A 20,990-nucleotide genomic window follows, 5' to 3' on the forward strand; every position below is an offset into this window, starting at 1 on the left:
GTTCCGATGCATTACTCACCCGTTCGCCACTCGTCAGCGGGAGCAAGCTCCCCTGTTACCGTTCGACTTGCATGTGTAAAGCATGCCGCCAGCGTTCAATCTGAGCCAGGATCAAACTCTTCAGTTCAATCTTTGCAAAACTGGCTGACGCAATTCTCAAAAGAACTTCTGAAAGTTCTTCCTTGACTGTGTAAGCCTTGCTTTTCAGCAAGCGCCTACACTTATCGGTTGTCTGTTTTGTTAAAGAGCGTTTTTCCGAACTGAATCAGCAACTTGCTGCTTCGTTCGGCGCTGCGTCGTGCAGCGAGGAAGCGAACTATACGTCTGCCGTGCCGGTCCGTCAACGCTTTCGGCAAAGAAAATCTGATAATTTTCTCAAAAAACGAAAAATCGGTTTGTTTTTCAGTGTTTTGCACAATTATCTCGATTCTTCCCCTCCATGAAAAAACCGCCGGGCGAGCCCGGCGGTTTCTGGGTACAGGGTCGAAAAGTTACTGATCTGCTGCCTTGAGCAGGTCTTCGACCACTTTTTTCGCGTCGCCGAACACCATCATGGTCCGATCCATGTAGAACAGATCGTTGTCCAGACCGGCGTAGCCTGCCGCCATCGAGCGCTTGACCACCAGCACGGTGCGCGCCTTGTAGGCTTCCAGGATCGGCATGCCGTAGATCGGGCTGGCCGGGTCTTTCTGGGCGGCCGGGTTGACCACGTCGTTGGCGCCGATCACCAGCACGACGTCGGTGGTGGCGAAGTCGGTGTTGATCTCCTCCATCTCCTGCACCTGCTCGTACGGCACGTCGGCCTCGGCCAGCAGCACGTTCATGTGCCCCGGCATCCGCCCTGCGACCGGGTGGATCGCGTAACGTACCCTGACCCCCTTCTCGGTCAGCAGCTTGGCGAACTCCTGCAGTGCATGCTGGGCACGGGCCACAGCCAGGCCGTAGCCCGGGACGATGATCACGCTGTCGGCATTGGTCATCAGGAAGGCCGCGTCATCCGGGCTGCCCGATTTGTAGTTCTTCGGACCCGAACTGGCTGCACCCGCCGCCGCCGGGCCGGAACCGAAGCCGCCCAGCAGCACGTTGAAGATCGAGCGGTTCATCGCCTTGCACATGATGTACGACAGGATGGCACCGGACGAGCCCACCAGCGAACCGGCAATGATCAGCACCGGGTTGTTGAGGGTGAAGCCGATACCGGCTGCCGCCCAGCCCGAGTACGAGTTCAGCATCGACACCACGACCGGCATGTCCGCGCCGCCGATCGGGATGATCAGGGTCACGCCCAGCACCAGCGCCACGGCCAGCATGGCCAGGAAGGCGGCGTGCGCCTCGGTCAGGTAGTAGGCAATGCCGAAGCCGATCATGGCAATCGCCAGCACCAGGTTCAGCAGATGCTGACCGTTGAACGACACGGCCTTGCTGCCGAACTTGCCCGACAGCTTGCCGTAGGCAATGACCGATGCGGTAAAGGTGATCGCACCGATAAACGCGCCAATGAACAGCTCGATGCGCTGCACGCCGGTATGGTTGGCGCCTTCGTGGAAGATCGCCGCGACGGAGATCAGCACGGCGGCCAGGCCGACCAGCGAGTGCATGGCGGCGACCAGTTCCGGCATTTGCGTCATCTGCACGCGCTTGGCCAGGGTGCCGCCGATCAGGCCACCGATGATGACCGCGCCGCCCATCAGCCCCCAGATCGGCTTGTCAGCCAGGGCCAGGGTGGTGATGAACGCGATCGCCATGCCGGCGATGCCGTAGAAATTGCCCCGCTGCGCCGCTTTCGGCGAAGAGAGCCCCTTGAGTGCCAGGATGAAGCAAATGGCGGCAATCAGATAAAGGATTGCGGTGATATTTTCCATCGCGTCCTCTTATTTCTTCTTCTTGAACATTTCCAGCATGCGCTGGGTCACCATGAAGCCGCCGAAGATGTTGATCGACGCCAGCAGCATGGCCAGGGTGCCGAGAACCGACGTCAGCGTGATTTCGCTGCCGTTGATCTCGACCACCTGCAGCATGGCGCCAACGATGATGATCGACGAGATGGCGTTGGTGACGGCCATCAGCGGGGTGTGCAATGCGGGAGTGACGTTCCACACCACGTGGTAGCCGACGAAGATCGCCAGTACGAAGATGGTGACACTGGTCACGAACGGATCGACCATGATGTCTCTCCTTATGACTGACCGAAGCGGACCTGGCCCTGGTGGGTCACCAGTGTGGCAGCGAGCAGGTCGTCTTCGAGATTGAGTTGGAATGCGCCGTCCTTGCCGAACATCAGGTTCAGGAAGGTCAGCAGGTTCTTCGCGTACAGCGCCGAGGCATCGGCGGCGACCAGGCCCGGCAAGTTGGTCGTGCCGACCAGGTATACGCCGTTGTCGGTCTGGCAGACCTCGCCCGGACGGGTGCCCTCGCCGTTGCCGCCGGCCTCGGCCGCCATGTCGATGATCACGCTGCCGGCCTTCATGCCGGCAATGGTGGCCGCCGACAGCAGCTTCGGTGCCGGTTTGCCCGGAATCAGCGCGGTGGTGATGATGATGTCGGCGGCACGCGCGTGCTTGTCGACCAGTTCACCCTGGCGGCGCTTGTAGTCGTCGCTCATTTCCCTGGCGTAGACGCCATCGCTGGCGGCCTTTTCCTCGTCGGTCATCGGCACTTCGACGAACTTGGCACCGAGCGATTCGACCTGTTCCTTGGTGGACGGCCGCACGTCGAAGGCTTCGACCACGGCACCCAGGCGCTTGGCGGTCGCGATGGCCTGCAGGCCGGCGACGCCGACGCCGAGAATCAGCACCCGAGCCGGTTTTACGGTACCGGCGGCGGTCATCATCATCGGCATCATGCGCGGGTAGTACTGGGTGGCCAGCAGCACGGCGCGATAGCCGCCGAGGTTGTTCTGGCTGGACAGGACGTCCATCGACTGCGCACGCGTGGTCCGCGGCAGCAGTTCCATGGCGAAAGCGCTGACCTGCTGCGCCGCCAGTTGCGGCAGCAGCGTGTTCTGGTACGGCTTCAGCTGGCCAATGAGGATGGCACCAGCTTTCAGCGCGGCGATGTCCGCAGCCTGCGGCTCGCGCACGGTCAGCACGATGTCGCCGCGGCCGAGCAGTGTCGCGCGGTCGGCGACGATTTCCGCCCCGGCCTCGCTGAACACCGCATCCGGCACGGCTGACGCGACGCCCGCTCCGCTCTGCACGGCGACGGCATGGCCGGCCTGCACGAGCTTCTTCACCGTTTCCGGCGTAGCGGCGACCCGCGTCTCACCCGCGCATTCGGCGGGAATGACGATTTGCATGGTTACCTCGTTTGGATGGTTGGAATGAAACCGGTAAACCGCCCCGCACACGCACCCGGCGCGGCGTTGCAGTGCAATCTGTTGAATATTTCAAACACTCGTTTGAAAATGATCATCCGCATTCAAACGCATATCTTGTAATTTGAAAAGCATTTTCATGGCAATGGCACACACTCGCCACTGTTTTTTTGCAGCGCAGCAATTGCCGGGACGGTGGCAGGTCGCCGCGCCGCGCAGGCACAAACGACAAACCCCGGTCGACATGCCGGACCGGGGTGGATTCGGATCTGACGTCACTCAGCCGATAGGGACGAACAAATCGTAGGCAAACTTCCCGATCAGGATACTGAGCAGAATCAAGAATAGGACACGTATGAATCCGGCGCCGCCCCGTATTGCCAGATGCGTGCCGACCAGGCTGCCGGCCACATTGGACACCGCCATCGGCACCGCAAAGCCGAACAGGATATGCCCGGCCGGGATGAAGAAGCTCAGCGCCGCCAGATTGGTCGCCAGGTTGACGAACTTGGCCGCCGCCGATGCGTGCAGGAAGTCGAACGCAAAGAAGCGGATGAACAGGAAGATCAGGAAGCTGCCGGTACCGGGGCCGAAAATGCCGTCGTAGAAACCGATGGCACAGCCGATCAGCACGGCGATCCAGCGCTCGCGCGTGCCGATGACGGCCGGCGCATGCAGCTTGCCGAAGTCTTTTTTCCACAGCGTGTAGGCCGCCATGCCGATCAGCATGACCAGCACGGCTGGCTTCATGACCGCTTTCGGCACCAGGCTGACGGCAGCGGCACCGACGAAGGCGAACACGAACGCACAGCCGGCCGCCGGCAGCACCAGCGACCATGGCAGCCGGACCCGGGTCATGAAGCTGCGGGCCGCACTGCCGGTACCGAAGATGGAGGAGAACTTGTTGGTGCCGAGCAGCGTGGCCGCATCGACCCGCGGCAGGGTATTGAACAGCGCTGGTACCTGGATCAGCCCGCCACCGCCCACTGCGGAATCGATCAGCCCGGCGGCAAACGCCATGACACAAAGAAAAACAACATCGTAGAGCACAGCGTTTGCCCGCCGGATGGCGGCCTGTAGGGCATAGGGGGGGCAAGCCTAGCCCGCTGGCCGGGGGGAGTCAAAACCTGATCTTCATCCGTCTCGCCACCGGCCAGCTCCGTACCATGACCGTTACCGCTGCCGGACCAGCACCGGCTGTTCGGCCGGCGGCAGCTGGTTGTCGCGTGCCACGTCGCTGATCGCCTGATTGGTGGCGAAATACACATCCCAGTACACGTCGTTGTGACAGAACGGCCGTACCGCCAGCACCGGGCCGGCCAGGTTGAACTCCAGCAGTTCGACCGAGGGCGCCGGGTCGGGCTGCACGCCGGGCAGCGTCGACAGCCGGTTGCGCAGGGCAGCGGCCACGGCGACGATATCGACGCCATTGGCCAGCTGCATCTTCAGGTCGACACGCCGGTACGGGTTGGCGCTCAGGTTGACGATATTGTCCGAAAACAGCTTGTTGTTGCCGACGATGGTATGCAGATTGTCCAGCGTGTCGATGGTGGTGGCGAACAGGCCGATATCGCGCACCGTGCCGACCACGCCCCCCGCATTGATCATGTCGCCGACCTGGAACGGCCGCAGCACCATCAGGAACAGCCCGGCGGCAAAGTTGGCCAGCAGGCCGGACCAGGCCACGCCAATGGCCAGGCCGGCCGCCGCCAGTACGGCCGCGAAGGTGGTGGTCGCGATGCCGAGCACCGACAGCACGGCAATGAACAGCAGCAGTTTCAGGAATACGTTGAAGGATGCTTCAAGATAACGCGCCAGCGTGGTGTCGATCTTCCGCACTGTCATCATCCGCGCAAAGGCCGCACGCAGTCCCTTGATGACGAAACCGCCAATCCACCACAGCAGCAGCGCCCCGATCAGCTTCCACGCAATCGGCAGCAGGTTGGCGATCACAACCGCCTGTATCGACGACAGGGACAACGTTTCCATGTGCCTCTCCCCCCGGGTCCATCAAGTCAGATAGTTAATACTGCTTGTTGTAGGCAACCCGTTGGCAGGCGCAAGCCCGATTTGCCTGGCCGGTATGCACCTCAGGCAAACACGCGCATCAACCCGAGCAGTGCAGCCAGCAGCAGCGCCAGCCAGGTCAGCAGGATGCCCAGCACGCGCGGTGGATTCGGGGCCGGCATGGCAATGCCGAACGGGTGCAGTATGTGCCCGGCCAGCAGCGCGATCAGGACAGGACGCCGGCTCGCCAGCCAGCCAGCCGCCCCGGGCGGCGGAGGCGAACGCGGCTGGTAGCGATAGGCCGTTGCCTGCAGGAGAAGGCTGATCTTTTCCGGCTGGAGATTCGGTATGCCGTTGAACACCAGATGGCGAATATCCGCCTCCCGGTTGGCCAGGTTCACTTCCGGGCTGTGCTTGATGAATACCGATGCCGACAGGGTTGGCGGCTCGCGCCGGTGCTGACTGGCGCTTTCGGCAATCGACACCTGGGCACTGACGACGCCCTCCATGCCACGCAGCATCTTTTCCAGCAGCTGTTCCTTCAGATAGAGGATCTTTGCCTGTTCCTGCGCCGGCGAGGTCACCAGCTGCCCGGACGGAAACAGGTCTCCCATGCTGTCGGTTTTCTTGCCGGGCAATCCGTGCTGGCGCAGGACTTCGACGGCATTGACGAATTGCGCCTTGTCGACCCGGATGGTGATGTCGCCCCCGCCGGTCACGTCCTTGTCGGCCTCGATGCCACGCAGCATCAGCAGGGCCAGCATCTGGTTTGCCTCGTCCTCGACCAGGCCGCTGTACAGGTCGACCTTGCATCCGCCCAGGCACAGCAGCAGGCACAGTCCTCCGGCCAGTCGGCGCGCGCGCGGGTTCATTGCATGTTCACCAGCCGGTTGATGCCCTGCGACAGGGACCCTGCCGTCTTGGCCATCAGGTCGACCTCGATCAGCGATTTGAGCAGCGCGGCCTGCACCATCAGCATATCGGCCGGGTGGCCCGGCAGGCGGCCTTCCCCGCGGGCGGCGGCCAGGGCACCGTCAATCTCCTTCACCCTGGTCTGCAGCTGGTCGGTCATCGCCGCTTCCGGCAGCGTCCCGTCCGGCGGGCCGGACAGGGCCCGGGCAAAGCGGTCGACCTCGGCCGGATCGGGCGAGGCGGGCACAGCGTCCGGCCGGGATGGCAGCGGTGCCGTGAGAGTCTGGATTTCCATTTTCGTTCTCCGGGAAGGGGCGATTGCGTCCTCAGACGCGGGGCATGTCGGGCATGGCCTCACCGTGCACCAGCCGGCGCAGCACGGCGGCCTCGGCAGAAGCGTCGCCTTCCAGCAGGGCCATGGCCGCCTCCGGCTGGCCGAGGCCCACCAGCAGCGACGCCTCGAGAATCCGCCGGACCCCGCTGTCCCCGACCAGCCACGGCAGGGCGGCACGGATCGACTCGGCTTCCCGGTACAGGCCATGGTTGACGGCAGCCAGGGCGGCTTCGGCAATCAGGCGGCAGGTATCGCGCGGCGGTCGGGTCATATTTTCTGGATGATGCCGGACAGCATGTCCTTGAACGCCCTGATCAATGCGCTTTCATAGGCGACGAACACCGAGTACTGCTGGATCGCGAACTGGGCTTCCAGCATGCGGGCCGGATTGTCGAGATTGCTGGCGGTCATTTTGGCCTGGATGTCCTGCCCGGCCAGTTCCACCCGCCGGGACAGCTGGTGGGTAACGGTATTGATGTCCATGATTGATTTCCTGTCATCGGTAATCGGTGCACGGCTTGTTCGCAGCCCGCAGGCGGAACTGCCTGGGATTGCAATGAAAGCGGCGGCGGAAGCTGTCGGTAAAATGGGCGTGATTGGAAAAACCGCATTCGAGCGCGATATCGAGCACCCGCATCGGCGTCGACAGCAGCAGCCCGCGCGCATGCTGCAGGCGTTGTTCCAGCAGCCAGCGCTTGGCGGTCATGCCGTACATGTCCTGGAACAGGATGTTGAACTTGCGCAGCGGCATGTCGAACGCCTCGGCAAAGCGGACGACCGACCACTGGTTCAGGTAGTTGGCCTGGATAAAGTCGGAAAAAGCCTGGTCGCCGGAGATGCTGTGCCGCAGCAGGGCGGAAAAGTAATGCCGGTCAACGCCGAGGCAGTAGACGTAGGTGAAGCGCAGCAGCGTGACCGGCATGGATTCCGCCAGCAGCAGGACAACGCCGAGCACGTCGCGGTCCGCGCCGACGATGCGGACCGGTTCGCGCAGGAACCGTCCCTGCGGCACCTCGTCCAGCAGGCCCAGCACATCAGGATAGATGGCCCGGAAGTCAGCAGCCTGGACGTCGAAATACGGCATGCGTCCCCCCCGGACGTCCATGCCGACGGCGGCATCGTTGCCGGTCACTACCAGGCAGTCAGGCGGGTAGTCATGCTGCCGGCCCTGTATCCTCAACTGGCCACCGTGCCTGCTGACGATGAATCTCACTGCTTGCATCGCATTACCCTGGCTCGCTGTTTGGCCCGGGTGACATGATCGGGATTGCGGAGGGTCATTGTGTATCGGGTGTTGACCTGAAACCGTGCGCCGGCGGCGAACGGAATGGCAAGCTGCCGCCTGCAGGGCTAACGTGAAGGGTACCCAGACCGTTGTACCAGGAGGTCCCGTGCGCCCCCCATTCCGCCTTGGCATCCCCGTGCTGGCGGGGCTGTTTGCCACCGCCGCGCCGGCGCTGGAGTTCGCCTTGCCGACACAGGGCGACACCGTGGTCGGCGAAGCCTTCGTGGTCACGCCGACGCCGGACAATACGCTGTTCGACCTCGCGCGCTATTTCGATACCGGCGCGCTGGACATCACGCTGTCCAACCCCCGGCTCGACCCCTGGGTGCCGGGAGCGGGCCAGCGCGTGATCATTCCGACCGAGTACATCCTGCCACCAAAACCGTGGCGCGGCATTGTGGTCAACATCCCGCAGCGCCGGCTGTTCTACTTCCCGCCCAAAACGGCCAGGCGACCGGCCACAGTCATCACCTTTCCGGTCAGCATCGCCCGCGAGGGCTGGTCAACGCCGCTGGGAGACACCCGGGTCGTCGGCAAGTACAAGGATCCGGCATGGATCGTGCCGCGCAGCATCAAGGCCGAGCACGAGGCGGGCGGCGAGCCGTTTCCCGACTATTTTCCGCCCGGTGTCGACAATCCGATGGGCATGCTGGCGATCCAGACCGGCTTCAGGGGCATCTTCATCCATGGCACCAACAAGCCATGGGGGCTGGGACTGCGCCAGAGTCACGGCTGCCTGCATCTGTATCCTGAAGACGCGGTACAGCTGTTCGGACAGGTCGCGGCCGGCCTGCCGGTCCGCATCGAGAACCGCCCGCTGGTGGTCGGCATCCGCCACGGCGGCGTGGTGATGGCACGCTATCCGGGCGTAAGCGAATATCCGGCGGCCCCCGTCGGGCTGGACACGCTGCGTGCCCGCATTGCCGCGCTGCCTCCCCGCGCCGGCCCGCCCGAGGAACTGGACTGGGCACGGGCAAAGGCACTGCTCGGATCGGGCAGTGCGCTGCCGGTGCCGCTGGCTGTCGGCAGCCCGCTGCCGGCCCGGCGGCTGGCCGATGCGCCGGCACGGCCCTACACCCACCCGCCGTATGGCAGCGACGCCAATCAGGCCAGTCCGCCAGTCCGGCCCGGCAGCGCGGCGGGCACCGACTGAGCAGGGGCCGTTCGTCGTTGTCGACGCACACCGACGCCAGTCTGGCCGCCGGTGCGCCCCCGTGCCGCATGCAGCCTGCGGGACGGTTCGACATGTCCTACTTCATCATGCCCTTCTGCCCCATGCGCTGCAGTTGCTCGCGGGTCTGATTCGATGTCGACATCGCCTGGTCCGCCTTGGCACTGGCATCGTTCGCCTGATTCAGTGCCTGATTGGCGGTGGACAGCGCCTGGTCAGCCGTCGCCTGCGCATGCTGGACTTCGGCCTTGGTCGCGCCGTCGGTCGCGCAGGCGGACAGGCCCAGCACCAGGCAGACCGACATCAGGCCGGTATAGGATTTCAGATCCATCGTATGTACTCCTTTTGTGAAGGAAAACAGGAGGCAGAAATACCCGATTCCGACTGGAAACCGGGTGTCCGCAGCAAGGCAGTACGGTGCCCGCCAGCGGCGTTATCGGGCACACCCCCTCACCCATTACTAACACTGGATTCGGAAAAGGCAAGCTTGTGCCGGCCCGCTTTTCATTCCGGCAGTTTGCCGGCAACGGCACGATTAATTCTTAAAGAATAAAAACAGGCCTTTTAACAACCAATTCAGCATAAAAATCATGATCTCAGCCAGGAGATTTCCGGGTTTCCGGCGCCAATATCAGTTGTTGGCAGCGGCGGGTTTCAGCCCCTCCGCAGAGGCTCCGATACAGCGAAGCACCCTGTCCATCCGCTGTTCAGCATGCCGCATGCCGAGTCCGGGGGAGGGCCAGCACAAAAACCGCATGGGATCCGCAATGAACAGATTAAGTATCAGTCATAAACTGGCAATCGGCTTCGGGTTTACGCTATTACTGCTTGCCATCGTGCTGGCGACGGTAAATTCCGGATATTCCGTCCTGCTCGACGCGGCATCCAATACCTCGGAAAACCGCTTGCCCAAAGTCACCATCATCAATGCGGCGACTTCCAATCAGACTTTGCAGATATTTCGCCTGCAGGAATTGATTGCCGCGAGCAGCGATGAAGATAACAAAAGAATCAACGACGAATTGAACCGGCTGCAGCAAAAACTCGGCGACGGCATACAGGCGCTGTCCGAACTGTATTCCCGCTACCCGCCGAGCGCATCGACCACGCTGTTCCAGGATGTGCTGAAGACCAAGGCGCTGGTTGATCCGCTGCAGGCCAGGGTCCAGGCGCTGGCTACCCGGAACCAGGGCGAAGAAGCCATCGCACTGATGAAGGAACTGGCCCCGCTGAACGACAAGCTGTTCGACCAGCTCGACAAGCTGAACACCGAAACGCTGGGTCGCACCATGGAGCAGAGCCGGAGCGCGACCCGGGAAGGCCGGCAGGCGCAACTGCTGACCTGGATCATCAGCGCTGTCTGCACGCTGGTCACGGTCGCGATTGCGGTCCAGATCATCCGCTCCATCACCCGGCCGCTGGCCGCCGCGGTGCAGGTGGCGAAAATCGTGGCGGCAGGGGATCTGAGCCAGCCCCTCCTGCCCAGGGGCAACGACGAAATCGCCCAGTTGCTGCGTGCGCTGGCGGACATGCGCGATGCGCTGGTCACCTCGGTTCGCGCCATCAACAGCAGCGCCGGACAGGTTGACCAGGTAGCCAATGAATTGTCATCGTCGTCCGGACTGGTGCTGCAGGCATCACACCGGCAGAACCAGGCCGCCAGCTCGGTTGCCTCGTCGGTCGAGCAGTTGACCGTCAGCATCGGCGAAGTCGCCGCTGCCTCCGCCCAGCAACAGAGTCATGCGCAGGAAAGCCTGGCCACCACCCGGGAGGGCGCCGTGCAGCTGAACAACCTGATTGCGGAAGTGAAGAAGATCCAGCAGAACGTTGAGGAAGTCTCCGGTCACGTCAACGCGTTTTCCGACGACACGCACCGGATTTCCCTGATGACCAGCCAGGTGCGCGATCTCGCCGACCAGACCAATCTGCTGGCGCTGAACGCAACCATCGAGGCCGCACGGGCGGGTGAGGCCGGACGCGGCTTTGCCGTGGTCGCCGACGAAGTCAGACTGCTGGCGGAAAAGTCTGCGCTGTCAGCCAGCCAGATCAACGAAGTGACCAGCGTGCTGACCAGCCGCTCCGGCCAGTTGCAGATTGCCGTGCGCCAGAGCCAGGATTCGCTGCAGTCGAGCGAACACTGCATCGCCGTGGTCGAAGGCGCATTCCGTCGCAGCGAAACGGCCGTCGAATTGACCGTGCAGCGGTCCGGCTCCATCGCCAGCGCGGTCAAGGAGCAGCAACATTCCAGCGGCGACATCACCCGCCATATGGAACAGGTCGCGCAGATGGCGGAGGAAAACACCACCATCGTCGGCCAGATGTCGGACAACGCCAGCGCCATGACCCGCTTGTCGGCCGAGCTCGGCCAGGCGGTGAATGCGTTCAGGCTGCCGGACGCCTAGGCGAAGAACGGGGGCAGGGACCACGAAGGAGAGGACGGCACATGCCCGACTGCAGGTACGGGGTTACGGGGTGAACTTGCCTTCGAAGCTCTTGCCCCAGTTATCGCCGGTGCCCCTGAAGCCGCCGCGACCGTTCGCCTCCCAGCCGCTGCCCCAGTTGTCGCCAGTCCCCCGGTAGCCGCCCCGGCCGTCAGACTCCCAGCCACGGCCCCAGTTGTCACCGGTCCCCCGGAAGCCGCCCCGGCCATCCGATTCCCAGCCGCTGCCCCAGTTGTCGCCAGAGCCCCGGTAACCGCCCCGGCCATTCGATTCCCAGCCACGGCCCCAGCTGTCACCGGACCCTCTCAGGTTGCCCTCTCCGGCATTCGCGGCGGAGAGGCCGCCCAGGGCCAGCACGATGACAAGCACGCTGGCTCGCAATGACTTTTTCATGATTTGCCTCGATTGCCCATTCTGCATGAGTGGAAAATCGAGAATAGCACCGGGACATTCCGGCTCGTGTAACGGTGCCATGCTCAAAAAAACAAGGGCGCTGCAGCGCCCTTCCGGCCGGGCACGCGTTCGATGCAGAACATTGAATACATCATTAATTAGATGTTTTATATAGCGTTTTTTAAACAATCAATCATTTTGTGTACCTAACCGTGTACCTAAAACAAGAAGTGCCTATGAAATTTGGCCAGATCCTTATTGCGACTAAGCCTGCGAACGGCTTGCGATGGAGCGCCTTAGGCAGCAAAAGAGCATGATCACCACAGACGACCCAAGTTGCCTGGCCGCTGCGGTATTTCTGCTGTCGCGCCGCCAACGACCAGGGTTCGGCGAACGGCCGCCGGAACTCCATCCAACATGGATGGCATAGGCGAAGGCCTAAATAGTCTTGTAATGCCCCGTTGTGACCCCCTGAGGAGACAGATCACCGGCGACGTCCCCCGGCGACTGCCGTCTTGCTCTGGATGGCATCCAGCACTAGTGCACTTTTGCACCTGGTGGGCCCACCGTTTGCTGTTGTCTGCCATCGCCTGTTTCCCTTGGTCATGGCATGGGTAGATTTTCTATCTGGACCAGTATGCATGCGCCCATGCAATGGCCAGGCTCGTTAGAATCGCCTTTCCCAGCCAGCCAAATAGACATTTTGCTCATGCTCCTTCTTGATCAAGAGTTCAAGAACCTGAGCACGCCTCAAGGCATGGGCTTCAGCCAGCTCATCAAGAAGGTCGACGACCTTGTTAGGCAAAATAAAATTGTATTGCTTCTTATCCGTTTGTCTTTCTCTGCTGACTTGGCGGTTCCAGCCTCGCCGAATATTCATAAGTAACAATTTCAATTCAGCCTGAGCCAAATCTTCCCGATCGAAAAAAATAAGTAACTCCGTATAATTCTCTATTGGTTTTATACGCCAAGCAAGATGTGGCTCATTCTTCCGCAACCAATCAGATGCAAACCGACACCGCTTTTCACCCTCGGCTTTATCGGCAAACCACTTAAACCGATCATCCCCCCTTTTATGCTGAATCCAATCCTTCTTTATACTTTTTAGCTCACGAATCTTTTCCTCAGTGTTGAAGCCCCATATATCTATCATAGCAACTAACTGGCTACGTCCCTGCAAATTCGGCAAAAGAGAAACAGCACCTCCATCAGTCATTCTTCGTAGTTTATAAAAAAGCCATTCATATTGCCTCTTTTCATCAGTTATCCATGCAAGTTCCCCCTCAGGCACCATGAACCAGTCTTTTCCCTCTAAAAGATCTTCCTTCTGACTAGGGTGTTTTTGCAAATGTTCTGCAATCATTCGCCTCATTGATCCCCCTCCGCACCCAACACAGTCAAATTTTGCGCCTCGATATTTATTAAAAAAAAGCCATGCCCAAATATCAAGCCTGTGATTAACAGCAGTGTCACCCATCACCTTGCTCAATGCGTCATTATACCGAATTGCCATAGTTAATCCCTATTGGAAAATATATCCCCATTGCCATTAAAAATGAAAAGGAATGATCTTATCGCTCCCCTAGCAAGAAACCATAGTAACTCTACTGCAATCCTAGCCTCAACAAATGGATCCCCTATGTACTCCCTAGGGGCTATCTATGGGCAAAAAAACTACCCCTATGCAGGAAATTTAGTAGCTTCATCATGCCGAAGCTTCGTCGGAACTATGGGACCTGTTCACAAACACACGGTGATGCAACCAAGGGTAGAGAGAATGCCTCCCCCTCTCCCAGACGACTCATGACAGCAGGCTCTTGGGCGGCCTCCTTTCCTCACAAACCTGAAGTAGGGAGCAAGGGGAAAAATATATTGCTGGCCAATCCTCTGTGCAAACATGAGGTACTCCACAATGAGAATCATCCGCCTGAAAGAAGTCATCGACTCAACGGGGCTGGCTCGCTCGACCATCTACAAGAACATTTCTGAAGGAAGCTTCCCAAAACCCGTCTCCTTGGGCAATCGCTGTGTCGGCTGGGTGGAAAGCGAGGTCCATGACTGGATCCTGGAGAGAATCAAAGAACGAGACTTGAGCTAGCACGCCAAAGCAGTCGAAAACACCTGAAGTCGAGCCACGCACCAAAGCCATGACCAGGCTCTTCCCTGGTCATGGCTTTTATGCTGTCCCTAGTCAGTCCGAGGGAACATCCAGACTTCACATGACTAATATTTCTACAGATTGACGTTCAGAAAAAATTCCCGTGCATAGCGGCCACTTTCAGAAGAAATCCGCGATACAAACGGGAGCGCAAATTTCTGTTTAGTAATATGAATTACGGACTCTCATCAAGACAATGAATTACGGACTCCCACCAAATGAAATGAACTACAGATATCCACCAAGGCAGATCAGAGCCGTGCCACAAGAACACCATTCCCGATACGTCCAATGAGAAACAGGATGACTGCAAGGGGCTTCCATCCTGCTCCCCTTCTCCCGGGGAGTAAAAAAACACATCTCCTGCTGTGTCTATGTATCGACCAACAGGATGATCCCGAAATGCCCCCCTCCACCACAGCACGGCGCCATAGCGTCAACACAAATCTTCACTTGCATCACGCAGACAGCTTTCGTGGGCTCCCTGTCATGATCAGGCATGCTCCGCTCATTCAGGAGTATCTAGACCGGCTCCATGACACCTTGCAGCGTGCCCTGGACGAGCACCCCAGGACCCTTGCCTTGCGGTTTGATCTTCGGCTCCCGGAGGAAGAACTCTTCCCCCTTGGTGCATTCACTAATCAAGTGATGCCACGTTTCATTGACTCGCTGAAGGCGAAGATTGCTCATGACCGTGAGCGGTCCCGTCAAAGCTACGGCAAGGCCCACCCCACCAGTGTCCGCTACGTATGGGCCCGGGAACTTGGCCTCACTGGGAAGCCGCACTACCACTGCGTGCTCTTTCTCAACCAGGATGCCTACTTCTCCTTTGGGCGCATCGGCTCAGGCCAAGAGAACACCTACAGCCGCATTCAGTCCGCTTGGTCCAGCGCACTCAGACTGTCCCACGACGATGTGACTGGACTGGTCCATGTGCCTGACAACTCAACGTATCGACTGCGTAGGGATGATGCAGAAGAGCTGGAAGCGTTCTTTCATCGAGCCAGCTACCTCTGCAAGGCTGCGACCAAGGGCTATGGAGATGGGCAGCATGCATTTGGTTCTAGCAGGAGATAAAGGCCGGATAGGCCGGTTCCTGAGAGACAAGGCACAGACCTCTCTTCGACCACTGCGAGTAAAGCAGCGCAGGAGCCGAAGCTCCATGCATCACCTCACAAACGCCCGGAAAAATGACGCGAAAGGAATGGTCCCGTCACTGATGCCGAGGCGTTGATCATTGCCTCTGGCGGGCCCTCAAAAATGATCCTTCCGCCTTGCTTCCCTGCCCCCGGCCCCATATCCACCACATGATCGGCAATGGCGATAACGTCCGGATGGTCATTTCTTCGATCCACTCTAAAATTGGATGACGGCAGCGCCTAGCTTGCGCGATCAGGAAGCAACCTGACTGCGTGCGCAGCAAGTCGTGTCATCGCAAGGGCCGTAAGGCCGTCGCGAGCCTGGATGGACATGCCTTCCAGCATTGTGTTGAGCGCAGCAGCGAGCGACTTGATATCGGTATCGGCCGGCAACTGCCCCTGACCCACGGCTAGCTTGAGTCGGTTGACAAAAAGCTGCCTGCCATCACGGCGCAACGTTGCAACCGCCTCGGAAACCTCTGCAGAGTCAGGAGACACATTGATCGCTGCCAGGACGACTAGGCAGCCACAAGGGGCATGAGGTGACAGAAGAATGCCCGCAGCCTCCCGGAAGAACTCGTCTATCGCGTGATAGATGTCGGGCTGCTCGCCCATCCTGGCCCAGGTTGCATCCCAGTAGGTGCGCTCATAGAAGCCCACTGCCTCCAGGAATAGCTTCGCCTTGTTACCGAAAGCTGCGTACAGGCTGGGAGGGTTGATTCCCATTGCCGCGCACAGCTCATTGATCGAGGCGGGCTCGTAGCCCCTGCGCCAAAACACATCCAAGGCCTGGATCAATGCCTGCTCACGGTCGAAACCGCGCGGGCGGCCCTTGTTGCGTGCGGGCGTTTTTGGTTGTTCGGGACTGAACATGGGCTTTAACTCACTTGGTTGCAATCAAGTCGCTTGACAAAATCTGTAGCAAACACTATACAATGCCGAGATTCTGTATTGATCACTACAGTTATTGGTCATCAAAGGCGGCCCCACGTGAAATCTATCTGGCATCAAACCTATTGGCACGAGGTACAACATCGGCATGGCCTGCACCTAAGGCCTGAGCAATGATTAGCGCACTAGCCCAGGGTGCAGGCGACTGGGTGGAGGCCGTGCGGGCCCTCGGTCACTGGGGCATGGCCCTGTATGCGATGGTCTTCGTGCTGGCTACGTTGGCTTTTCTGCCTGCCTCGCCTTTGACGGCTATTGCCGGCTATCTGTATGGACCGCTATGGGGAACGCTTCTGATTTCTCCCGTCGGAGTGCTCAGCGCAGTGCTGGCATTCGGCATAGGTCGCCGTGCTGCACGACCAAGGGTGCAGCGGCGCTTGGCGCACCACCCGCGACTGGCGGCTGCGGATCGGGCGGTCGAGCGCGGCGGGTTCCGCGTTGTTTTCCTGCTGCGTCTTGCCTCCATCGTACCATTTGCGCCTCTCAGCTACGTTCTGGGCGCTAGCAAGATGCCTGCTCGTGATTTTTCGTTGGCCTCATGGCTGGGATTGCTTCCAGGCACTTTTTTATACGCTTACTTGGGATCGCTAGCCTCCGATGTCACTGACATCCTGAGCGCTCAGGCTGCTAGTGGTGATGGAGTTCGCATGCTGACCTGGCTCGGAATGGGCGCAGTAGCGCTGGTCATCGTAGTGCTTGCACGGTCTGCGCGCGCTGTCGTTATCTAAACGGCTATGGCTTTCAGGTGCCCCTTGCCGCGCAGATCCGCAGCGAGGCGGATATCAGCACTATGGCTGTAGAACTGATCGTTGATGCGCATCAGGCCGAGGCGGTTGTGAGATCGGGACAGGCCGACGTTGTCGCCTTGGGACATAGCGCCTTGCGAGACCCGCATTTCCCACACCATGCGCGACGCATGCTGTATGCATGCAAGCCGCAGCACCCTTATCCCGAATGGAACGTCCAAGCCGGCTGGTGGCTAGCCAACCGCGAAAGCCGATTGCAATGGCTTGGCCCCTAGCGTTCCACCGATGTCAAACACGCCGATTTTACTGGCAACGCGTGATCCAGATGCGGGACCAACCACGTATTTTTTGACCATTTCCCCAACCCCAACCAGGAGTGAAGCCATGAGCAAACCCACTTACGTTCAGGAATACAACGCCATCGTCGAAGTGCTGAACCAGTACAACGAAGGCGGCAAACAAGCCAAGAGCAGCATCATGAAGCCAGCTTTCAGCGAGCAGGCCACCATCTTTGGCGTCGACGGCGACAACAAGCTTACCGGCGGCCCGATCCAAGGCTTGTTCGACATCATCGACACGGCCTTCCGTCCGTCGCATGAAGCGCAGGGCGTGATTGTCAATATCGACATTGTTGGCTCCGCAGCCAGCGCGCGTATCGACACCAACGACATCTCCGGCTTCTGCTTCACCGATTTCTTTAACCTGCTGAAGGTCGAAGGTAAATGGACGGTGGTCAGTAAGATCTACCACACCCATGTTGCGCCTTAAGAAGCTGTTATTGCAACACTGAGGGCGCGCCACAAGCACGCTCACGACCCCATTCATTCTGAGAGGAAAAGTTCATGAGCAAGAACATCAAGGCTGTTGCCACTGGTGAGTACAACGCTGTGATTGCCGTGGCACAGAAGTACGTCGATGGACTGTGCATTGGCAGTGTTGAAGGCGTAGCCGAGGCATTCCACAAGGACGCGGTCATGTACGGCTTTACCAACGGTGAACTGCTGGGTGGTCCGATTGGCAACCTGTTCGATTTCGTCAAGAAGAACGGCAAGGCCCCCGAGATCACGACGCGACTTGACGTACTAGCCATCACACCGACCACCGCAGTGGTTCGGGTTGACATGGAAAAGGATGCAATTGGCGCCGATTACAACGATTACTTGACGCTGATCCGCATTGACGGCAAGTGGCAGGTCATCGCCAAGGTTTACCACCAATTCGAAGGTTGATTCGCACGCAGCGGCCTGCTTCTACAGGCCGATTGCGCTGACCATGCCATCCTAACCCTGAAGTGCCTTATGCCCCTTTAATCAATACAAGCGCGTCTTGACGGCGTTATTGACCGAGCGGTCGCTAAGCATCGAACTGTGGGCGGCGTGGTTCTTGTTTGTCGTTATGGTCAGAAAATCTATCAAAGGGCCACTGGTTTAGCTGATCGAGAGGCACATGAACCGATGCGCGAGGACAGCGTGTTCCGCTTGGCCTCCGTGACCAAGCCATTGTGACAGTTGCTGTCATGCATCTGGTTGAAAAGGGGCGACGAGCCCTCGATGCGCCCGTAACACGCTACCTGCCCGCGTTCCGGCCTCGCCTGAGAGATGGCACGGAACCAGTCATCACCTTGCACCAGTTGCTAACGCATACGGCAGGCCTAGGCTACCGGTTCTCGTTGCCAGATAACAGCGACTACCATCGTCTGAACATCCCGATAGCATGGATTAGCCGGATCTGCTCCTGCACGACAACCTTGAGCGCCCTGGCGCGGCGTCGCTGCTCTTTACGCCAGGCGGGCGGTGGAACTACTCCCTGTCGATCGACGTAATCGGTGCTGTGCTTGAGAGGGGTGAGGGACGAAGCCTTAGTGAGGTCGTTCAAAGACGCGTCACCGGCCCACTTGGCTTGGGCGATACAGGTTTCGACGCCGCGTGCCGGAAGCTATTGGTCAAGCCTTACGCGGATGGCAAGCTGGATCCAGTTGAGATTATCGACGGGATGTCGGTGCCGCTGGACATTCCTGGATTCAAAAGGGCGGTCACCTTTTCGCCCAGCCGGACTTTGGACCCGCAGTCTTATCAATCCGGTGGCGCCGGGATGGTCGGTACGGCAGGAGGCATCTTGCAACTCTTGGACGTGATCCTCGCAGGTGGTGCGCCTTTGCTACGGCTGGAAACTGTCCGTCTGATGATGCAGGCCCACGTGGGTATCGACACCAAAACGCAAGGCTCAAGGCACCCTTCAGTGGGGCGGAGTGTATGGCCACTCATGGTTCGTTGATCCGGTCAATCAGTTGATCGTAGTCGCCTTGACCAACACCAGATTCGAAGGCATGCCCGGGCATTTCCCGGGCGACGTGCGCGATGCCGAATACGGCTAGCGCCCTGAGGACACAACAACACTACAAACTAAGAGGAGTCCATCATGGCCAAGGTATTCATCGTTGGCGGAGCAGGCAAAGTTGGCCGCCGGCTGACACAGCAACTGAGCCAGCGCGGGCATCAAGCATTGGCTCTGTATCGCAACCTGGAGCAGACCCAAGAACTTCAGGCGCTTGGCGCAACGCCGGTGCTAGGCAGCTTGCTTGACCTCGACACTGAGGGATTGTCTCGACTCATGGTTGGTAGCGATGCCGTGGTGTTCTCCGCAGGTGCTGGAGGCAAGGGCGGAATGGAGATGACCAAAGCGATTGACGGCTTTGGGCTTGAACTGGCCGTCGCCGCCGCCCGCAAGGCTGGAGTGCCTCGCTTCCTGCTGGTCTCGGCATTCCCCGAGACCTTCCGAGACAAGGAGGTTTCTGAGACCTTCGAGAACTACATGGCCATTAAAAAGCTTGCCGACGTGCATTTGGTCGAAAGCGATCTGGATTGGGTCATCCTTCGCCCTGGGACGCTTTTGGATACACCCGGCACCGGAAAAGTTCGCACGGGTCTCGCGATCCCATATGGCGATGTGCCACGTGACGATGTGGCTGCTACGCTGCTCGAAATCATCGAACGTCCGGCCGTCAGCAGAGTCATAGTTGAACTGACGCAGGGCGACGCGCCCATCAGCGACTCCATTCGGCAATTTGAACATGCCTGAATCGGAAGCCATGCGATGAAGACGACCCAAAGACTGTTGCTGGTCGGCGTTACTGGATTAGTGGGGCGGCATGTACTGGATCTGGCACTGGCCGATATGCGTGTCGCATCGGTGGTATCACCCGTGCGCCGCCCGCTGACTCTCAATCATTCCAAACTGTCGTCACCTCAGGTGGACTTCGACTGCCTCGACCAAGGCGCCCCCTGGTGGGATGCCGATGCCGTGATCTGCACACTGGGTACCACGATGAAGGTTGCAGGCTCGCAAGCAGCTTTCCGGCGCGTCGATCATGACTATCCGCTAGCCGTCGCAAGGCTGGCGCATGGGTTCGGCACACCGACCTACGTACTGAATTCGGCTATCGGTGCGGATGCCAACTCGCGATTCTTCTACAACCGCGTCAAAGGAGAGCTAGAGCGCGAACTAACTAGTGAAGGGTTCGCGTCGCTAACCTTCGTGCGTCCCGGCGTCATAGAAGGCAAACGCGAGGAGTTCCGCCTGGGCGAGCGCATATTGGTCTCTGCGCTCAGATTGACTAGGGCGCTGTTGCCCCTCCGATGGCGGCCGAACCCCGCCCCGAAGATCGCGCGAGCACTGCTGGAGGCCGCGCTGGAACCCATGCCGGGCCAGCATGTCGTGACGGCCGATCGCCTGACCTGAATCACGCGGTTTGTCCTGCCCAAACCAAACATCTGTATTGCCCGGCCCAAATGCATTTCACCACAACGCGCGTCGAGTGCATAAAAAATCTTAGTGATGAGGAAATGAGTATGCCAAAAATTGAATATAGCGTAAGCGCCCGGGCAACCCATCTTGAGGCCATGTTCAGTCCTGCTTAGTGTCCACCTCTTTTTGGTGGACACCATGCCGAAGACCGAACTCCCCACGTTGCGCCAGCGACGCTCTTATCCCAAACCCCTCAAGGCGCAGATCGTTGCCGAGTGTGCCCAGCCCGGCGCCTCGATTGCCGCGGTAGCGCTGTCACACGGTGTCAACGCCAATCTGCTACACAAGTGGATTCGCCTCGACCGCACTCGCTCTCAGGCAAGCGCGCCGGCATTCGTG

General features: G+C 59.7%; 26 protein-coding genes, 1 rRNA gene and 2 pseudogenes. 13 read left to right on the forward strand and 16 right to left on the reverse strand.

Annotated features, from left to right (window positions below; translation table 11 throughout):
* The 11 genes from Q352_RS0116895 to Q352_RS0116945 form a co-directional block, all read right to left on the reverse strand.
* Positions 1–127, reverse strand: a 16S ribosomal RNA gene (locus Q352_RS0116895); the annotation flags it as partial.
* Between the two features lie 364 nt (positions 128–491).
* Positions 492–1,862, reverse strand: a complete 1,371-nt coding sequence (locus Q352_RS0116900) for an NAD(P)(+) transhydrogenase (Re/Si-specific) subunit beta (RefSeq protein WP_028500345.1) — start codon at positions 1,860–1,862, stop codon at positions 492–494.
* Between the two features lie 9 nt (positions 1,863–1,871).
* A complete protein-coding gene (locus tag Q352_RS0116905) occupies positions 1,872–2,165 on the reverse strand; it encodes a proton-translocating transhydrogenase family protein (RefSeq protein ID WP_028500346.1) in 294 nt (97 codons plus the stop codon).
* Positions 2,166–2,176: 11 nt separating this feature from the next.
* On the reverse strand, positions 2,177–3,295 hold the full coding sequence (locus Q352_RS0116910) for a Re/Si-specific NAD(P)(+) transhydrogenase subunit alpha (protein WP_028500347.1): 1,119 nt from the start codon (positions 3,293–3,295) through the stop codon (positions 2,177–2,179).
* Between the two features lie 297 nt (positions 3,296–3,592).
* Positions 3,593–4,333: a sulfite exporter TauE/SafE family protein gene (locus Q352_RS0116915; RefSeq protein WP_036386852.1), complete on the reverse strand. Its 741-nt coding sequence runs from the start codon at positions 4,331–4,333 to the stop codon at positions 3,593–3,595.
* Between the two features lie 153 nt (positions 4,334–4,486).
* Positions 4,487–5,302, reverse strand: a complete 816-nt coding sequence (locus Q352_RS21730) for a mechanosensitive ion channel family protein (RefSeq protein WP_051529055.1) — start codon at positions 5,300–5,302, stop codon at positions 4,487–4,489.
* Positions 5,303–5,403: 101 nt separating this feature from the next.
* Positions 5,404–6,192: a type III secretion system inner membrane ring lipoprotein SctJ gene (gene sctJ / locus Q352_RS21735; RefSeq protein ID WP_084300320.1), complete on the reverse strand. Its 789-nt coding sequence runs from the start codon at positions 6,190–6,192 to the stop codon at positions 5,404–5,406.
* On the reverse strand, positions 6,189–6,527 hold the full coding sequence (gene sctI / locus Q352_RS0116930) for a type III secretion system inner rod subunit SctI (RefSeq protein WP_028500349.1): 339 nt from the start codon (positions 6,525–6,527) through the stop codon (positions 6,189–6,191). The genes sctJ and sctI overlap by 4 nt, the downstream gene beginning before the upstream one ends.
* 31 nt (positions 6,528–6,558) lie before the next feature.
* Positions 6,559–6,837 (reverse strand): EscG/YscG/SsaH family type III secretion system needle protein co-chaperone, encoded by a 279-nt coding sequence (locus tag Q352_RS0116935; RefSeq protein ID WP_028500350.1) that lies wholly within the window; start codon positions 6,835–6,837, stop codon positions 6,559–6,561.
* Positions 6,834–7,049: a type III secretion system needle filament subunit SctF gene (gene sctF / locus Q352_RS0116940; protein WP_028500351.1), complete on the reverse strand. Its 216-nt coding sequence runs from the start codon at positions 7,047–7,049 to the stop codon at positions 6,834–6,836. Before sctF ends, Q352_RS0116935 begins: the two co-directional genes overlap by 4 nt.
* Positions 7,050–7,062: 13 nt before the next feature.
* Positions 7,063–7,788 carry a helix-turn-helix transcriptional regulator gene (locus tag Q352_RS0116945; protein ID WP_036386854.1) on the reverse strand — a complete coding sequence of 242 codons (726 nt, stop codon included), beginning with the start codon at positions 7,786–7,788 and terminating at the stop codon, positions 7,063–7,065.
* Positions 7,789–7,957: 169 nt separating this feature from the next.
* On the opposite strand from Q352_RS0116945, the gene Q352_RS0116950 reads away from it, so the two are divergent.
* On the forward strand, positions 7,958–9,004 hold the full coding sequence (locus tag Q352_RS0116950; protein ID WP_036386856.1) for a L,D-transpeptidase family protein: 1,047 nt from the start codon (positions 7,958–7,960) through the stop codon (positions 9,002–9,004).
* Positions 9,005–9,101: 97 nt separating this feature from the next.
* Here Q352_RS0116950 and Q352_RS21740 read toward each other — a convergent pair whose 3' ends face one another.
* Positions 9,102–9,353, reverse strand: a complete 252-nt coding sequence (locus tag Q352_RS21740) for an alanine-zipper protein (RefSeq protein ID WP_036386858.1) — start codon at positions 9,351–9,353, stop codon at positions 9,102–9,104.
* A gap of 436 nt (positions 9,354–9,789) precedes the next feature.
* On the opposite strand from Q352_RS21740, the gene Q352_RS22475 reads away from it, so the two are divergent.
* Positions 9,790–11,424 carry a methyl-accepting chemotaxis protein gene (locus tag Q352_RS22475; protein ID WP_158537465.1) on the forward strand — a complete coding sequence of 545 codons (1,635 nt, stop codon included), beginning with the start codon at positions 9,790–9,792 and terminating at the stop codon, positions 11,422–11,424.
* A 63-nt stretch (positions 11,425–11,487) separates the two neighbouring features.
* On the opposite strand, the gene Q352_RS21750 is transcribed toward Q352_RS22475, so the two are convergent.
* Positions 11,488–11,856: a hypothetical protein gene (locus tag Q352_RS21750; RefSeq protein WP_146745100.1), complete on the reverse strand. Its 369-nt coding sequence runs from the start codon at positions 11,854–11,856 to the stop codon at positions 11,488–11,490.
* A 667-nt stretch (positions 11,857–12,523) separates the two neighbouring features.
* The gene (locus Q352_RS23590) at positions 12,524–13,333 is read right to left on the reverse strand and encodes a hypothetical protein (protein ID WP_211249644.1); all 810 of its coding nucleotides are present in this window, start codon (positions 13,331–13,333) and stop codon (positions 12,524–12,526) included.
* Between the two features lie 435 nt (positions 13,334–13,768).
* On the opposite strand from Q352_RS23590, the gene Q352_RS0116975 reads away from it, so the two are divergent.
* Both Q352_RS0116975 and Q352_RS0116980 read left to right on the forward strand, forming a co-directional pair.
* Complete coding sequence (locus Q352_RS0116975) at positions 13,769–13,954, forward strand: helix-turn-helix transcriptional regulator (protein WP_028500355.1); 186 nt, start codon at positions 13,769–13,771, stop codon at positions 13,952–13,954.
* Between the two features lie 462 nt (positions 13,955–14,416).
* Positions 14,417–15,091 (forward strand): inovirus Gp2 family protein, encoded by a 675-nt coding sequence (locus Q352_RS0116980; RefSeq protein WP_028500356.1) that lies wholly within the window; start codon positions 14,417–14,419, stop codon positions 15,089–15,091.
* 302 nt (positions 15,092–15,393) lie between these two features.
* On the opposite strand, the gene Q352_RS0116985 is transcribed toward Q352_RS0116980, so the two are convergent.
* Complete coding sequence (locus tag Q352_RS0116985; RefSeq protein WP_028500357.1) at positions 15,394–16,026, reverse strand: TetR/AcrR family transcriptional regulator; 633 nt, start codon at positions 16,024–16,026, stop codon at positions 15,394–15,396.
* Positions 16,027–16,286: 260 nt separating this feature from the next.
* Between Q352_RS0116985 and Q352_RS0116990 the strand changes: the two genes are divergently transcribed.
* Positions 16,287–16,829, forward strand: coding sequence for a TVP38/TMEM64 family protein (locus Q352_RS0116990; RefSeq protein WP_211249645.1), 543 nt, complete (start codon positions 16,287–16,289; stop codon positions 16,827–16,829).
* Here Q352_RS0116990 and Q352_RS0116995 read toward each other — a convergent pair.
* Positions 16,826–16,975 (reverse strand): hypothetical protein, encoded by a 150-nt coding sequence (locus Q352_RS0116995; RefSeq protein ID WP_156952589.1) that lies wholly within the window; start codon positions 16,973–16,975, stop codon positions 16,826–16,828. The two genes, Q352_RS0116990 and Q352_RS0116995, sit on opposite strands and share 4 nt — an antisense overlap.
* 256 nt (positions 16,976–17,231) lie before the next feature.
* Between Q352_RS0116995 and Q352_RS0117000 the strand changes: the two genes are divergently transcribed.
* From Q352_RS0117000 to Q352_RS23000, 8 genes and pseudogenes are all read left to right on the forward strand, one after another.
* Positions 17,232–17,615 carry a nuclear transport factor 2 family protein gene (locus tag Q352_RS0117000; protein WP_028500360.1) on the forward strand — a complete coding sequence of 128 codons (384 nt, stop codon included), beginning with the start codon at positions 17,232–17,234 and terminating at the stop codon, positions 17,613–17,615.
* 74 nt (positions 17,616–17,689) lie between these two features.
* Positions 17,690–18,076 carry a nuclear transport factor 2 family protein gene (locus Q352_RS0117005; protein WP_028500361.1) on the forward strand — a complete coding sequence of 129 codons (387 nt, stop codon included), beginning with the start codon at positions 17,690–17,692 and terminating at the stop codon, positions 18,074–18,076.
* A 108-nt stretch (positions 18,077–18,184) separates the two neighbouring features.
* Positions 18,185–18,669, forward strand: a pseudogene (locus tag Q352_RS24475) (serine hydrolase domain-containing protein).
* Positions 18,582–19,121, forward strand: a complete 540-nt coding sequence (locus Q352_RS24480) for a serine hydrolase (protein ID WP_373280125.1) — start codon at positions 18,582–18,584, stop codon at positions 19,119–19,121. Before Q352_RS24475 ends, Q352_RS24480 begins: the two are co-directional and overlap by 88 nt.
* Positions 19,057–19,221: pseudogene (locus Q352_RS24485) on the forward strand (hypothetical protein); the annotation flags it as partial. The gene Q352_RS24480 and the pseudogene Q352_RS24485, both read left to right, overlap by 65 nt.
* Positions 19,222–19,265: 44 nt before the next feature.
* A complete protein-coding gene (locus tag Q352_RS0117015; RefSeq protein ID WP_028500363.1) occupies positions 19,266–19,925 on the forward strand; it encodes an SDR family oxidoreductase in 660 nt (219 codons plus the stop codon).
* Between the two features lie 15 nt (positions 19,926–19,940).
* Positions 19,941–20,585, forward strand: a complete 645-nt coding sequence (locus Q352_RS0117020; protein WP_036386867.1) for a Rossmann-fold NAD(P)-binding domain-containing protein — start codon at positions 19,941–19,943, stop codon at positions 20,583–20,585.
* A 204-nt stretch (positions 20,586–20,789) separates the two neighbouring features.
* Positions 20,790–20,990 (forward strand): transposase (locus tag Q352_RS23000; RefSeq protein ID WP_156952590.1); only part of this gene is annotated, 201 nt, incomplete at its 3' end.

The sequence above is a fragment of the Microvirgula aerodenitrificans DSM 15089 genome, assembly GCF_000620105.1.
Lineage (GTDB): Bacteria > Pseudomonadota > Gammaproteobacteria > Burkholderiales > Aquaspirillaceae > Microvirgula > Microvirgula aerodenitrificans.

Bases quoted from the DNA above. Each gene is read 5' to 3' on its own strand.
- sctI (WP_028500349.1), bottom strand. From the start codon at position 6,527: ATGGAAATCCAGACTCTCACGGCACCGCTGCCATCCCGGCCGGACGCT.
- Q352_RS21740 (WP_036386858.1), bottom strand. From the start codon at position 9,353: ATGGATCTGAAATCCTATACCGGCCTGATGTCGGTCTGCCTGGTGCTG.
- Q352_RS0116935 (WP_028500350.1), bottom strand. From the start codon at position 6,837: ATGACCCGACCGCCGCGCGATACCTGCCGCCTGATTGCCGAAGCCGCC.
- Q352_RS0116985 (WP_028500357.1), bottom strand. From the start codon at position 16,026: ATGTTCAGTCCCGAACAACCAAAAACGCCCGCACGCAACAAGGGCCGC.
- Q352_RS0116945 (WP_036386854.1), bottom strand. From the start codon at position 7,788: ATGCAAGCAGTGAGATTCATCGTCAGCAGGCACGGTGGCCAGTTGAGG.
- Q352_RS23590 (WP_211249644.1), bottom strand. From the start codon at position 13,333: ATGGGTGACACTGCTGTTAATCACAGGCTTGATATTTGGGCATGGCTT.
- Q352_RS0117005 (WP_028500361.1), top strand. From the start codon at position 17,690: ATGAGCAAGAACATCAAGGCTGTTGCCACTGGTGAGTACAACGCTGTG.
- Q352_RS0116915 (WP_036386852.1), bottom strand. From the start codon at position 4,333: ATGGCGTTTGCCGCCGGGCTGATCGATTCCGCAGTGGGCGGTGGCGGG.
- Q352_RS0116975 (WP_028500355.1), top strand. From the start codon at position 13,769: ATGAGAATCATCCGCCTGAAAGAAGTCATCGACTCAACGGGGCTGGCT.
- Q352_RS0116905 (WP_028500346.1), bottom strand. From the start codon at position 2,165: ATGGTCGATCCGTTCGTGACCAGTGTCACCATCTTCGTACTGGCGATC.
- Q352_RS21750 (WP_146745100.1), bottom strand. From the start codon at position 11,856: ATGAAAAAGTCATTGCGAGCCAGCGTGCTTGTCATCGTGCTGGCCCTG.
- Q352_RS22475 (WP_158537465.1), top strand. From the start codon at position 9,790: ATGAACAGATTAAGTATCAGTCATAAACTGGCAATCGGCTTCGGGTTT.
- Q352_RS0117020 (WP_036386867.1), top strand. From the start codon at position 19,941: ATGAAGACGACCCAAAGACTGTTGCTGGTCGGCGTTACTGGATTAGTG.
- Q352_RS0116910 (WP_028500347.1), bottom strand. From the start codon at position 3,295: ATGCAAATCGTCATTCCCGCCGAATGCGCGGGTGAGACGCGGGTCGCC.
- sctJ (WP_084300320.1), bottom strand. From the start codon at position 6,192: ATGAACCCGCGCGCGCGCCGACTGGCCGGAGGACTGTGCCTGCTGCTG.
- Q352_RS0116995 (WP_156952589.1), bottom strand. From the start codon at position 16,975: ATGTCCCAAGGCGACAACGTCGGCCTGTCCCGATCTCACAACCGCCTC.
- Q352_RS0117000 (WP_028500360.1), top strand. From the start codon at position 17,232: ATGAGCAAACCCACTTACGTTCAGGAATACAACGCCATCGTCGAAGTG.
- Q352_RS0116900 (WP_028500345.1), bottom strand. From the start codon at position 1,862: ATGGAAAATATCACCGCAATCCTTTATCTGATTGCCGCCATTTGCTTC.
- Q352_RS0116990 (WP_211249645.1), top strand. From the start codon at position 16,287: ATGGCCCTGTATGCGATGGTCTTCGTGCTGGCTACGTTGGCTTTTCTG.
- Q352_RS21730 (WP_051529055.1), bottom strand. From the start codon at position 5,302: ATGGAAACGTTGTCCCTGTCGTCGATACAGGCGGTTGTGATCGCCAAC.
- Q352_RS0116980 (WP_028500356.1), top strand. From the start codon at position 14,417: ATGCCCCCCTCCACCACAGCACGGCGCCATAGCGTCAACACAAATCTT.
- Q352_RS0117015 (WP_028500363.1), top strand. From the start codon at position 19,266: ATGGCCAAGGTATTCATCGTTGGCGGAGCAGGCAAAGTTGGCCGCCGG.
- sctF (WP_028500351.1), bottom strand. From the start codon at position 7,049: ATGGACATCAATACCGTTACCCACCAGCTGTCCCGGCGGGTGGAACTG.